Source organism: Paenibacillus sp. FSL L8-0502, from assembly GCF_038593055.1.
In the GTDB taxonomy this organism is placed as follows: domain Bacteria; phylum Bacillota; class Bacilli; order Paenibacillales; family Paenibacillaceae; genus Paenibacillus; species Paenibacillus polymyxa_D.
In genome coordinates this window covers 4,160,199-4,173,820 of sequence record NZ_CP151958.1, presented here as the reverse complement: position 1 = coordinate 4,173,820, position 13,622 = coordinate 4,160,199, and the positions used below count along the sequence as shown (strand labels likewise).

12 protein-coding genes are annotated in these 13,622 nt (G+C 44.3%); 11 read left to right on the top strand and 1 reads right to left on the bottom strand.

Annotated elements, in window-relative coordinates; genetic code table 11:
* Positions 1-4: 4 nt before the first annotated feature.
* The 9 genes from NSQ57_RS18120 (at position 5) to NSQ57_RS18080 (ending at position 9,193) form a co-directional block, all read left to right on the top strand.
* Positions 5-604 (top strand): hypothetical protein, encoded by a 600-nt coding sequence (locus tag NSQ57_RS18120; protein ID WP_342425122.1) that lies wholly within the window; start codon positions 5-7, stop codon positions 602-604.
* Positions 601-2,013: a phage baseplate assembly protein V gene (locus tag NSQ57_RS18115; protein WP_342425121.1), complete on the top strand. Its 1,413-nt coding sequence runs from the start codon at positions 601-603 to the stop codon at positions 2,011-2,013. Before NSQ57_RS18120 ends, NSQ57_RS18115 begins: the two co-directional genes overlap by 4 nt.
* Positions 2,010-2,657 (top strand): hypothetical protein, encoded by a 648-nt coding sequence (locus NSQ57_RS18110; protein WP_342425120.1) that lies wholly within the window; start codon positions 2,010-2,012, stop codon positions 2,655-2,657. The genes NSQ57_RS18115 and NSQ57_RS18110 overlap by 4 nt, the downstream gene beginning before the upstream one ends.
* Positions 2,639-3,163, top strand: coding sequence for a hypothetical protein (locus NSQ57_RS18105; protein ID WP_342425119.1), 525 nt, complete (start codon positions 2,639-2,641; stop codon positions 3,161-3,163). Before NSQ57_RS18110 ends, NSQ57_RS18105 begins: the two co-directional genes overlap by 19 nt.
* Positions 3,164-3,178: 15 nt before the next feature.
* Entirely contained in the window at positions 3,179-3,568 is a 390-nt protein-coding gene (locus NSQ57_RS18100; RefSeq protein ID WP_342425118.1) for a DUF4280 domain-containing protein, read from the top strand.
* Between the two features lie 24 nt (positions 3,569-3,592).
* The gene (locus NSQ57_RS18095; RefSeq protein ID WP_342425117.1) at positions 3,593-6,319 is read left to right on the top strand and encodes a hypothetical protein; all 2,727 of its coding nucleotides are present in this window, start codon (positions 3,593-3,595) and stop codon (positions 6,317-6,319) included.
* A 10-nt stretch (positions 6,320-6,329) separates the two neighbouring features.
* Positions 6,330-6,818 (top strand): hypothetical protein, encoded by a 489-nt coding sequence (locus NSQ57_RS18090; RefSeq protein ID WP_342425116.1) that lies wholly within the window; start codon positions 6,330-6,332, stop codon positions 6,816-6,818.
* Positions 6,819-6,874: 56 nt separating this feature from the next.
* Positions 6,875-7,495 carry a suppressor of fused domain protein gene (locus NSQ57_RS18085; RefSeq protein ID WP_029515664.1) on the top strand — a complete coding sequence of 207 codons (621 nt, stop codon included), beginning with the start codon at positions 6,875-6,877 and terminating at the stop codon, positions 7,493-7,495.
* 765 nt (positions 7,496-8,260) lie between these two features.
* Entirely contained in the window at positions 8,261-9,193 is a 933-nt protein-coding gene (locus tag NSQ57_RS18080) for a DUF2167 domain-containing protein (protein ID WP_342426133.1), read from the top strand.
* A 170-nt stretch (positions 9,194-9,363) separates the two neighbouring features.
* Here NSQ57_RS18080 and NSQ57_RS18075 read toward each other — a convergent pair whose 3' ends face one another.
* Positions 9,364-10,395, bottom strand: coding sequence for a PocR ligand-binding domain-containing protein (locus tag NSQ57_RS18075; RefSeq protein ID WP_069012503.1), 1,032 nt, complete (start codon positions 10,393-10,395; stop codon positions 9,364-9,366).
* Between the two features lie 188 nt (positions 10,396-10,583).
* Here NSQ57_RS18075 and NSQ57_RS18070 point away from each other — a divergent pair, with 188 nt between their 5' ends.
* Together NSQ57_RS18070 and dhaK are read left to right on the top strand one after the other, a co-directional pair.
* Positions 10,584-11,717: a glycerol dehydrogenase gene (locus NSQ57_RS18070; RefSeq protein WP_069012504.1), complete on the top strand. Its 1,134-nt coding sequence runs from the start codon at positions 10,584-10,586 to the stop codon at positions 11,715-11,717.
* 1 nt (position 11,718) lies between these two features.
* Positions 11,719-13,479 carry a dihydroxyacetone kinase subunit DhaK gene (gene dhaK, locus NSQ57_RS18065; protein WP_342425115.1) on the top strand — a complete coding sequence of 587 codons (1,761 nt, stop codon included), beginning with the start codon at positions 11,719-11,721 and terminating at the stop codon, positions 13,477-13,479.
* Positions 13,480-13,622: the final 143 nt, after the last annotated feature.

The window sequence follows — 13,622 nt, the reverse complement described above, 5'->3', positions numbered from 1 at the left end:
CATTATGAAATATGAGGATGAAAAGATTTTGGATCAGCTCCGTGAGATGGAGAAGCTGAAGAGGCCTAACAATATTTTAGCAGGACCCATAATCATTGACGGTCAATCCTATGTGTTTGAAGAGCGATCTTTTTTTAAGGATCGGCTGAAAATGCATGTCCCCTCTATCTTTACTCCAATGCCCAAGCATTTGCAAAAGATTAAATATCCTCATGAGCAACGTCCAGAAATGATTTTGACGAATGATTTGGGCAGTGTGGATGTTACCCTGAATCGGGTGGACCAGACGCTACAAGATGAATGGGTGGAACAGCTCACTTCTGGCATGAAGGCAATGATGAAAAATATGAATCCTGCCCACGTATTTTATGAAGAGAAAATAGAAGAGGTACATGGTAAGCAGATTGGCTATTTTGACTTTAAAAGTCCTGCGCTGGACGAGCCCATCTACCACAATATGTTCTACTTTGAGCTGGAAGGAAAGACGGTCATGGGAACATTCTGTTGTCCATATAAGCAGTATGCTGAATGGCGGGATGCCGCCCTGCAGATGATTCGTACCATTCAAACGGTTGACGAGGCAGAAAAGGAGGGATATGAATGAGTAACCCCATTTACACCACAGCAGATGTTCAGGTAGCCCCTTATCAGTTTCAGCGTGTATTAAGTATCCATCTTATTAAACAGTTAAACGAACATGTGAGCTTCTGCATACGTGGAATTGTTTCGGAAGACAAGCTGGATCAATACGTAGAAAAAGCAGATGAAGATGAGCACATCGAAGTCTTCTTAAAAAGTGAAGGCAAGGAGATCCGGTTTTTTCAGGGAATCGTCACGAATATTGCTGTAAAAGCTGTAAACGGAGTACGAGAGCTTACGATTGAGGCTAGCAGTGAAACCTTAATGATGGACATTCGCCCCAAACGTCGTTCATTCCAAAAAACAGCGGAGTCATATAACAATCTATTTTCGCATGTTACAAGTTCATATACTGATGCAGAAGTGATTGACGAGGCTTCTAATGGCGCAGCTATCGGTGAATTATTAGTGCAATACAATGAAACGGACTGGGCTTTTGTCAAAAGAATTGCTTCTCGGCTGCATGCTGCTTTAATTCCAATTACGATGCAACAAGGATTGAAATATGTGATTGGTGTCCCCCATTCTAGTGCCCCTCAACTGCTGAACGAACATAACTATTCCATAAAAAAAGACTTGAAGGAGCACAAGCTCATGTCCCGTAACGGACTGCCGGGATATGGTGAGTCTAACAGCTTGAGTTATGAAGTGACCAGCAACAAAGTGCTAGAGCTGGGCAGTTCCGTCACTTTTCATAAAAGAACGCTTTACATAGCTAGGGCGGAGACGACCACAGAAGGAAATCTGATCGTTAATCGTTACATTTTACGGGATGCACATGGGTTAAAATGCCCGACCGTCTATGCCTATGATCTTTCAGGAGCCTCTCTGTTTGGCAAGGTAATTGATATTTCCAAAGAAAAAGTGAAAATCAAGCTGGAAATTGATCAAGGCTCGAATGCATCTGGGGCTATGTGGTTTCCCTATTCTACGGTTTATTCTTCTCCTGATGGCAGCGGCTGGTATGTTATGCCGGAAGTAGGTGATCAAATCCGTCTGTACTTTCCAGATGAACGGGAGCAGCATGCTTTTGCCGCCAGTTCTGTCGATCTGGCCTCTTCTGATCCTGTTAAACGAAGTGATCCTGCGGTCAAAAGTATCAGCACCAAATACGGCAAACAAGTCGTTTTCAAGCCTGGTGCAGTAGAAATTATCAACAGTGGGCAAATGCTCATGCGTCTCACGGATGAAGGCGGGATCGAAATTAACAGTAACAAAAAAATAACCCTGTCTGCTCAGGAAGATATCCAAATTACAGGGGGATCGAAAATTATTATGGAGGGGAAAGAAGGCGTAAGTTTTATTCAATCCGGAGCCAAACTCGACATCATGGATGATGTGAGATTAACCGGGGGTAAGGTGAACATTGAATGAAGCTCATGGATCGGGATGCTGCGTTGCAGGATTTACTGGAAAAGCACGTATTTACGGAATGGATACATGATTTGGCTCTTATTGAAAACAACTTTCTGACGCGCCAGCAAGCCATTGAAGACGAGCTTATAGCAGCTCTAGAGTCGCTATGCCGGCTCGCTACCCTTCAGCACGAGCAAGGTCGTAAGGGGGATATTCGATATATTTATATCTCCTTGCTCAGAACTCGTGTTGTGAAAAATAAAGCGGTTTATCGTATAGATGCCTATGATGAAAATTGGTTTCTGGATGAGACTGAATGCGCTGTGGAATGGTCGGCAGACTTTGTTTTCGAGCCTTTGTTCAATCGTATGGCTAAGCTGGAAAAGCTTAAATCAGATTATGCCCGTAAGATCTCGACGATGGATATTGAACAAATTCAACAAATTGAGGCGGTCAAATACCATCTGCTAACTGTAGAGTTCTTGAAAAGCCAGATGCCAGTGTTTATCGCTTCCCCTTCGTTAGAAAGGATGCCAAAAGCAAATGTATGCACGATATTTGCTGGAGAGTATCGAGATGATAGCGAAATATTGTGCCGTTTTACGCGTAGTGAGGGAGCAGAGGCACGAGAGGGGGAATCTTCATGGATTATTTCCTCTTAAAGCAGGATGTGCGGTATACCCATGTTCCTACGCTACAAAAGGTGATGGAAACGATTGATCCGTGGAAGCTGTATGATTTGCAGCCGGAGGATATTGTCAAGCCATTGATGTTTCATGTGAAGGCAGATGCAGAAAGTATTTTTATTGATTATCTAGAAGGTCCCATCCCACTCATTTCAGGTGCTTTAAAACGCCTTGTCCAGGCCTATGTGCCGGAGATGCCTATGAAATTAACGGTACTTACTCAGATCGAACAGAAGATACAGAAGAATTACTATATTCCTTTTGTGGAGCGGCTTGCAGCAGTACATCCAGAAAGCGAATGGAATTTGGATCAAAGTGTGCTTAGAAAGCTGGTATTACAAGCAGATGCTATTCGGAGCCACAAGATATTTACAATCCAGGAGAGTTCTACCCCGATGATCATCGTCCGTTTGGATGTGGCGGAAAGTATATTGCGGCGTGATTATACCGGGATCGCTTTGGAGCAAGTCCAGGTGAAATAGGGAGGGAAAGGGAACATGTCAGATAATGAGTATTATGTCGTACGGGGGGCCTGTATGCGTTGCACTTGCGGGACGCATCCTCGAAAGATCAATTTGCCGAACAGCCACGGGGCTTTTGTTAATGGTAAACCCATGATGAATGAAGGAGATTATTCTCCTGAGAATGTCCCTCATTTTGGAATTTGCACCAGTCCAGAACAGCCGAGTGCCGAGACTATATATCTGATCGCCGAAGATGGCTCCACAATCTCAGGGAAGCCATGCTTACCAATGCTGACGGATAAGTGGAAAAACACAAAAGAACCGACAAAGGTGGAAGGCCAGCCAGCCTTGACGACCTCTTCATTTCAGACTTGTTTATATCATGGATTTATCGAATTTCATACGAATGGCCAGCAGGAGTAGTAGCTGGAAGGGAGGTTTGAAAACATGATAGGATATGATCAGATTCGAATAGATTCCCCCTACCCCATTCAGGTCTTAAAGGATGTTCAGATCGAGTGGAAGCCGGGTGAACATGGGCGTATTACACTCACAGGCATTTGTAGGGAGTCGAGTCATGCCACGGCTGCGCTGGATGCGACCTCAGAGGATCAGCTACATGTGTATGCGCAGAATGGACAAGAGGAAATTAGCTTGTTTAAGGGTGTTGTCCATACGGTAGAAGTTGAGAACCATAATGGAGTGTATACACTTACACTGGAAGGAATCAGTGGCTCATTTGAGCTGGATATTGTCAAAAGAAAGCGGTCTTTTCCTGAGGAAAAACAAACATATAAACAGTTAGTGAATAAGCTTGCTCAAGGCTATGAGCGAAGTGATGTCTTGTACCAGACCGGTGAGCAGTCGGTAGGCGAAGCCATTTTACAGTATGATGAAACCGACTGGGAGTTTATGAAACGGATGGCGAGCCGTTTACATACAGTAGTGGTCAGCGACATATGGGAGTCCGCATCGCCGAAACTGTATTTCGGCATGCCTGCTGGCACCCAGCGAACCATTCGGAAGGATACGCCATATACGGCAAGTAAGGATTTAAAGGGCTACCAGCGGGCAGGCGGAACGTCAGCCGGGCTACATGATACCGACTTTTTCAAATACGAGATTGAAAGCGGAGAACGGTATGCTCTTGGAGACGAGGTGCAATTTCGCCAGAAAATAATGATTGTAACTGAATTGCGAAGCCGCATGGAAAAGGGGCATTTGCTATTCAGTTATGTGTTGGCCCGCGCGGAGGGCATTCGCAGTGATTTCATCCCCAATCCCAAAACAATCGGAATTTCTCTGGAAGGAGAGGTCATTGCGGTACAGGGAGAGGAAGTGAAGCTGCGGCTGGCGATTGATAAGGATGATGGGGTATCCGAGCCGCATTGGTATCCGTTCGCCCCCCCAACGGGAAGTGCGATGTACAGTATGCCGAAGGTGGGAACACAGGCAAGCCTGTATTTTCCAGATGCGTCTGGTTCCAGAGCAATGATTTTGGGTGCGGTTCGTACAAATGGAGACGGTTGCGCGAAAACGAGTAATCCCAATGATCGATATTTTGGAACGGAGCATGGAAGTGAGCTGAAAATAGCACCGGGTCGCATCCATATCATGGGTGATCCGGGTGGGACATTGCAGATGAGTCTGGACGATGCTACTGGGATTGAATTAACTAGTCCCAAGAAGTTATCGTTAGAAGCAGAACAGGAAATCATTCTGAAGACGCAGAAGAAAATCATTATTGACGGAACCAGCCAGGTCATGGCGTATCAAACGGGAGGAAGCACGGGGCTTTCGGTAGAAAACGAATACCACGTGTTGGGAGGAAACGTCTGGGCGGACGGTAGCGACCGAACTGCATACCCGCCGTTTGATGATGAACCGAAGGAAGGCGAGCCACCTCCACCGCCGCCACCCCCTGAACCGTTTAACTGGGGCAAGCTGGGGATGAATATTTTGGGCGGTTTGGCGGTTGTGGCAGCTGTAGCCGTGGTAGCAGCTATTACGGTAGCGACGCTTGGAGCGGGTACGGTGGTCATTGCAGCTGTAGCCGGAGGAGCGCTGCTGGCGGGTGGCTTGGGTGTAGCAAGCTTGGCCGCATCAGATATCGCCCGAGGGGAAGTGAGCGACTTCAGCGACTATGCCCTGACTGGCTTGAAGGAAGCGGGAATCGGGGCGGTATCTGGAGCAATCTTTGGCCCTCTCGGTGTAGGGGGAACCTTACTGAGGAAAGCAGCGATCGGCGGTGTCACAAATGCCGCGGAAAATCTAGCGAGTCAGGTGCTGAGTGGTGAAAAGATCAACTGGGGCTCAGTAGCAAAGGACGCGGGATTGGGTTTTGTCACCGTAGGCGTACTGGATTCCAAAGTAGGCAAGGCCATTGGCGGATTCGCTGAAAAAGTAGGCAGCAAGGTTACACCGCAATGGATTAGCAAAGGTGTAGATGCAGTCGGGGCAGGCTTTGGCAAAGCTGTAACCAAGCTGGAGCAGTCCGGCAGTAAACTGGGTCAGAAGTTCAATGAGCAACTGAGTAAAATGGCAGACGGCCTCAGCCCCGGGAAGTTGGCCACAGCCAACGGAGCGCCAGTTCCGCACGTTAATAAGATGGACAGCGGACCACTTCCACAGACGGATGTGCAGAAGAATTACAACAAGGTCATGAAGGAAATGGAAGAGAGCGCGGCGAAAAAGGTTGAGGGAACAGTAGGAAGTAAAGAAAAAGTAACTGTTAAGAAGTATGGTGAGTGGAAATATGATAAATCTGGGAAGCAAAAGCATCACCTTAATCAAGATGCTGCATTTAAAAAAGATGGGAATGGCAAACAGGTAATCCCGTCAGATGAAGGATATACTATCGAATTAGAGGGCAATGCATTTAAGGATGTTGGTTCACCACATTTTATGGCACATAAAACTATGGAAGAATTTTTTAATAGATATAGAAAAGGGGATAAAAAAGGTTTAATTCCTACAAATGCTGAATATAACGTAGCATTATATAAATCGTTGAGAAAGGCCGGATTAACCGAAAAACAAACCTTAGATGTAGTGGAGAAAGCTAGAAGCCAACGGTTAAAATATGGTTTACAAGATGATGATCCAATACCAAAAATACCAGGACAAATAAATTCTATATATAAATATTTATTTCAAAAAATAAAACTAAACTGAGGGGAAGAAAATGAACGAAGTAAAGGATTTTTACGATAATACAATATCTAAAATTGACTTTTTCAGTAACTGTGGGGATGCTATTAATGCTGCACTCAATGTTAATGTTACGCAAGTACGTAACTGGGTTGATGTTGAAAAAAAAGTTAATTCTACTTGGGATAATGTTAGACTCCAAATAAGAAATCAACTAACTTCGACTCTACATGAGAATTGGCGAGAAGAATACAGACAGTGGAATAATATTACTATGGAGGCTAAATTATTACTTAAGGATGGAGTCCTTAAAAATATTTCTACATTTATAGAAAGAAATAAATTAAACAATTGTATATATGAGAGCGTTGAGTGGGATTTGCTTACTGCAATGATGGAATATGCATATAGCACGTATGTAAAACCAGGCTTTCATACAGAATTGTTGGAAATATATAATTCAGGACATATACCTTGTGGTTGGAAAGGGAAGTGGCCTCAAGGAAGCCTATTGGTATTCTAACAGCCTATGGGAGGACTTCAATACAAAGAGATTGCTTATAAGAGGAAGTGATAATATTGGATATAAATAATCAATTATTAGAACATTATAAGAAATACATTGGTGAGCCAGATTTAATAAATATAGAGACCGTTTCAGAAAGTCTAAATATAAACTTAATCATTTTTCGAGCAAACGACCAAAGAGACTTTCATACTATTATAACGTCAGGAATGAGCTTATTACCTGCACAAGTTTCAGAAGATAATAAAGATTGGGAATATACAGAACTTATCATGTATCTTCCGGCATCATGGCCTGTGGCTAAAGAGGATATTAAAGATTTTAAAGATTATTGGCCATTTGGTTGGCTAAGAAAACTTGGCAAGTTCCCGCATGAAAGAAACACATGGTTTTGTTATGGAGACACTATACCTAATGGGGAACCTCCAGAACCAATTGCAAATGACAATAATTTCACTTGTATGCTATTATTACCTCCCATTCGTGAAGATGAAGGATTTAGCTCGTTAATGTTAAGTAAAGATAAAACAATACAATTTTTAGTTGTTTGTCCAATATATCAGGAAGAAATGGAATTTCAACTATCAAAAGGTTTTGGTGCTCTTCTTGAAAAGTTTGATGAATACAACGTAAATGATATTGTTGAAGTTAATAGATTAAATGCATGTAAATAAGGATATTAATAGCTAATTAAAAGAGCGAGAATAACAGATTGTAAAAAGAATTCACACAATTAATTGGCCCCAAAATTATAATTTATCTTAAAAAACTTATTTCACTCGAACATGAGAGGAATAAGTTTTTTTCTCGTAGAGAATAACCAGTTGTGTGCTATGGTGACACTATAAAATACTGGTGAATAGCCTCTAGTCTCCAAAACAAGCAGTGAACTCTTAGAAGGCTATTCAATGATTAGCTTATTTCTAATTAAATCAACCCTATGAAAGCCTATACATTCTTTTAAATAAAAAAGTTGACATATGTCTAAAAACAGGTGAAAAGTCACTAAGACTAAAGTCTCTTGTTAGATGAATTATGCATTCCTTAATCTGATGAAATTCGACATTTTTTATGCTAGATGGATTGTTCGAAATTAAGCTAGAAGTCAATGGGGTTGTCGTATCAAGGAATAAGCCTCTTTTAGGAATTCATAAGTAGGAAACTGGAACGGAGAAGTAGTGCTATTGCGCAATTGTGCTTGTCCTTTATGAGGTTTTCTTATCGCTTATTCACATGTTATAAATTCAGTTCGATTAGATTAGAATATTTGCATACATATGTATAAAAATGAGTATTAAGTCTCGGAAACTCCCTTTGCTACTGTGAATTGACAAAATATGAAGCAGTGGCTAATATGGTTGGGGACACGGGAGATATTGGAATTTATAAAGGGGTAATGAGTTTTGAACAAGAGACTAGATAACAGATGTAGTAACAAAATGAAATGGGGCCAAACGATTTTTGGAGCGCTGTTGGCGCTTAGTCTGGTGTTACTCAGTGGGGGTAACGCGTGGGCCTCATCTAATGAACAATTAAATTGGATTGAGGGCGGCCGAAAGGTAGACTTGGGAAAAATGGCTGCGGTTGAACTGGACTCATCTCTTCTTTTCTTGGATGCAGCTAACACAGCAAAGGCAAGCGAGATGAATCATGACAAGCCATCTGGTAAGGAGATTGGGAGTATATTTCCGAAAGATGAAAATCAAAATTGGGAAGTTGTTTTTGAATACGATGAACTTGGACACATCAAGGATGATGAAAAAGAAGATATCGATGCGGATGCCATTCTAGATAGTTATAAAAAGGGGACGGAAGAGAGTAATAAGGAAAAAGCGGAAAGTGATCGCTTGTATGTTACGGGCTGGGATGTCGAGCCTTTTTATAATGAAGCGACCCATAATCTAACCTGGTCTATGTTGGCGGAGGATGGGAACAAGGAAAAGCTGATCAATTATAATGTTCGCTTGCTCACTCGTCAGGGTTATATCTCTGCAATATTAGTGTCCGATCCTGCGCATTTGGACGCAGATAAGAAGTTTTTGAATGAGAACATATTACCCAAGCTGACAGTCAAATCAGGTGAGCGGTACGAGGATTTTAATGCTTCAACGGACAAAATTTCCGAATACGGCCTAACCGGGTTGATTTTGGGAGGAGCAGGCTTGGCAGTAGCTAAAAAAGTAGGCTTGTTGGCATTACTCATTGCTTTTTTTAAGGGCGCGGGAATTAAGGTTATCCTACTTATTGGTGCTGCTTGTGCAGGTGTGTTTGGCGTGATAGGCAAGTTTTTTGCCAAATTATTTCGCAAGAAAAAATCGGAATCCATGCACAATGAAACGAACGCCCAGGATCAGTCAGAAACACTACAGTAAAGATAAAAAACACTCCATAAAATTGCTGATAAAAAGGAGATGGTGTTGAGCGTAAAACACAATCTCAGGTAGCCTGAGAAGCACAACCTGGATACGTAATTTGAGCAGAACAATATGAACAGATGATCATGGTGACGTTAGACCCGTGAATCATCTGTTTTTCATTTGTTTTATCCCTTGTAATACTTTCGGTACACCGCGGGCGTTGTTCCTTCATACTTTTTGAATATTTTAATGAAATACCCCGGCTCATTAAAGCCGAGCTCGCTACTGATCTGAGATACAGGAATATCTGTAGCTTCGAGCAACTGCTTCGCCCATTTAATCTTCAGGCGGGAAAGATAGCTGGAAAAGTTCTCACCCGTTTCCTTGGCAAACAGCCGACTAAAATAGCTTGGGCTAATGTGGCACAAGTCAGCCATGGCTTTCAAAGAAAAAGTTTCACCCTTGTGCTCAAAGATATATTCGAAGGCGGGTTTGAGTACGGGATTTCCGCACGAAATATCCACATCTCCTGAGGAATTCAGATAGGCATTTGCTAAGAAATTATTCATTTCTTTCTTAAGGTTTTCAATATGCTCCAGCGAGTAGCCAGGAAGGATCTCGGACAACTGCGGAGTGGACTGTGTGGCCGACGCCTTCTCGAACATTTCTGCGAGAAGATTTTTGTTCATCGCTTCTTCAACAATATAATTACACAGTAAGGATAACATGTTGGAGATCGTCTGAATTTTCTGATAGGTCATGGAGGGCAGATCGGCGTAGTCGTTCTTAAGTTCCTCCCATTTGGAACTGTACAGTTTTTCATTTTTTGACGTGAGGATTTGCTCCAGCTGTAGGGCACTCGAAGGATCGGCTAAGCGGACCTGACCTGCCATGACGGCGCCAATGTACTTATCGTCAATAATGATCGGTACCGCGATGTCGACGATGTCATAATGACAGAGATAAATATAAGGTTTGTTGGAACGTACCGCTTCAAGTCCACCGCGAGAGTCACATTTTTGGCAGTAGGGAAGAAGATTCTCATTCTGACGAACCTTCTTGCAGAACGATTGGCATTGGCTGTGGCTAGTTACGGGATTCCCCTTATAATCGACGGTGAGAATGGCTAATTGGGTAACGGATGCTAATGAATCCTGCAACTGCTCCCACTTTTTTAAATCAAAGATTTTCTGGATGCTCAAATGTTCACGTATCAAGATCTCATCCCTTAATAGTAAATTATCTTGTAAGCGATAACAAAAAAGTACAATTCGTGATCCTTAGTGCAAAAAAATACGATTGTAGATTATAATATATTCCTTGATTCCTCCAATGTAAAGTTTACATGGTTCGGTTATAGTTTTAATCAGAACGAAGCCAACACAATCATAAGGAGGAATTATAGATGAGAAAAGCTTTTATCAGCCCAAGCAAATATGTACAAGGTGAAAACGAATTGTTGAATTTGGGTTACTATGTGAGCACCTTCGGCAAATCCGCTTTACTGATTGCGCATCCTGCCGATGTGGCGCGGGTAAAAGATAAACTCGATTCCACTTTGGGTAAATATAACGTGACCTTTATTGAAAGCGGTTTTATGGGTGAGTGTTCCAGACAGGAAGTGTCCAGACTTCAGGAAATTGCTACTGCAAACGGATGCGATTGTATCGTAGGTCTCGGCGGCGGGAAAGCGATCGACGCGGCGAAATGTGTGGCTCAAGGGGAAGCGCTTATCATCTGTCCGACGATTGCTGCGACGGATGCACCGACAAGTCACTCGGCCGTTCTGTACACTCCGGAAGGTGCTTTCGACGATTACGCCTATTTTAAGCAAAGTCCGAGTGTCGTATTAGTCGATACCACCGTAATTGCCAATGCACCAACCCGATTCCTTGTGTCAGGTATGGGTGATGCACTGTCGACTTACTTTGAAGCCCGTGCGACCTCCCGTTCTTACTCCAGGGTCAATGCCGGACTGCCTAACGGAGTACGCGAAGGACAGTGTGCGCCAGCAGTAGGTACAAATGCGGCGATTGCACTTGCAACGCTATGCTATGAAATGCTGTTGAAAGACGGTGCCAAAGCAAAAGCGGCATGTGATGAAAACCAGGTTACGCAAGCACTCGAGAATATCATTGAAACTAATATTTTACTCTCAGGCCTCGGCTTCGAGAGCGGCGGACTTGCGGCGGCCCATGCGATTCATGATGGACTCACGATTTTGGAAGGCACGCATCATTATTATCATGGAGAGAAAGTTGCGTTCGGCACGATCGCACAGCTGGTGCTCGAAAACGCACCGACGGAAGAATTACATCAGGTACTTGATTTCTGTTTAGCCGTCGGTTTACCGGTTTGCTTGGCTGATATCGGCGTCGATCATATCAGCCAGGAAGAACTTATGGAAGTAGCTGCAAAGGCCTGCATTTTGGAGGAATCGATTCATTCCATGCCGTTTCCGGTCACAGTGGAGCAGGTTGCAGCGGCAATCGCTGCGGCCAACCGTATCGGGAGCCAGTACAAAGCGGAGGTAAAGTAGCATGAAAAAGGTCATCAACCGTGCGGAAAATTTGGTCCTTGAGATGTGCAGTGGTATTGCGCTCGCGCATCCTGAGTTGGAATTTCTGCCAAAATACAAAGTGCTCAAGAAAAAGGAATTGAACGCGGAGAAAGTAACGCTCATCAGCGGCGGTGGCAGCGGGCATGAACCCGCCCACGCCGGCTTCGTTGGCCAAGGGATGCTCGATGCCGCGGTCTGCGGTGATGTCTTCGCCTCTCCCTCACAAATTCAAGTATATCAGGCCATCCGAGCGACGACCGGGAAAAAAGGTGCGCTGCTGATTATCAAAAATTACAGCGGCGATATTATGAACTTTAGAAACGGCGCCCATCTGGCCACTGAAGACGGTCTGGAAGTGGACTATGTAAAGGTTGAGGACGACATCGCGGTAGAAGACAGCCTATATACAGTCGGACGGCGCGGAGTGGCGGGAACGGTACTCGTCCACAAGATCGCGGGTGCAGCGGCGGAAGAGGGCCGGAGTCTGGCGGAAGTTAAAGCAGTAGCCGAGAAAGCCGCTGCGAATGTACGCAGTATCGGATTCGCATTGACTTCGTGTACCGTGCCGGCGAAGGGCACGCCAACATTAGAGCTCGGGCATGATGAAATCGAGTACGGTGTTGGCATTCACGGCGAGCCTGGGACCAGCCGCGAGAAGCTGACGGATGCAGATACGCTGGCAGCCAGAATGGTAACCGATCTCCTTCGAGACATGCAGATCGAAACTGGATTCAGCGGAGAAATCGCCCTGTTGATCAATGGTTTCGGCGGTACGCCTCTGCAAGAACTGTACCTCTTCAACCATTCGGTCACTCGCGAACTAGCAGCGAAGGGGGTCAAGATTGATCGTACTTTTGTCAACAATTATATGACGAGTATCGATATGGCAGGTATCTCGGTTTCCATCATGAAGCTGGACAAGGAACTGAAAACGCTCCTCTCTCATGAAAGCAACGCGCCTGCGTTCAAGGTGGCTGGACCTGTTGATCATGTCGTATTCACGGATATTTCAACTGTAGCAGACGAAAAGCGGCAAGTATCCTTTGAGGTAGAAACGGACCCTGCCTTCGCAGTTATTGAGAACAACAAAGTTACGTTGAACAATCTTACCTACCTAGTCGATAAGATGAGTGAGGTTATCATCAAGAATGAGGTACCTTTCTGCGATCTTGACGCTCATGCAGGCGACGGCGACTTTGGCATGAGCGTTGCTAAGGGATTTCGTCAGCTGAAACGGGAATGGAGAGACATCCTGAATCAAGACTCTTTGACGATGGGAGCCTTTCTTCATTCATGCTCGCTCGTCATCATGGAATACTGCGGTGGCGCTTCGGGTCCGATCTGGGGCTCAGCATTTCGCGCAGCGGCACGATCTGCTGGCGAACGAACCGAACTCACCGTTTCCGAATTCGCAGATATGATGCAGGCTGCGGTGCAAGGCATACAATCAACAGGCGAACGTTCTTTCGGCAGAGGAGCCGTTGTTGGCGATAAAACGCTTATTGATGCATTAGTGCCATGTGCAGATAGCTGGTTGGAGAGCGCAAAATTAGATTTTGACGTGAAGACAGCCTTTGTAAGTGGTGCTCAAGCCGCTGTATTAGGGGCCAAAAAGACGGAAGACATCGTGGCGCGTATGGGCCGTGCCGGAACGGTAGGAGAGAGAAGCCTTGGTTATCCAGACGCGGGGGCTTATGCGCTTGGTGTGATTTTTACGGAGCTTGCTGATTGTTTGAACTGATTTTCTATAAATCCAAAATTACTGGCACGAACACTTCGTTTAGATTTCCATTCCTGCCCGTACCACTCGCTAATTCTTAAAAATTCAAGGTTTGTTCATTGCAATTGATGTGCATTAGGTTTATAATTTCAGACGGATTCAAC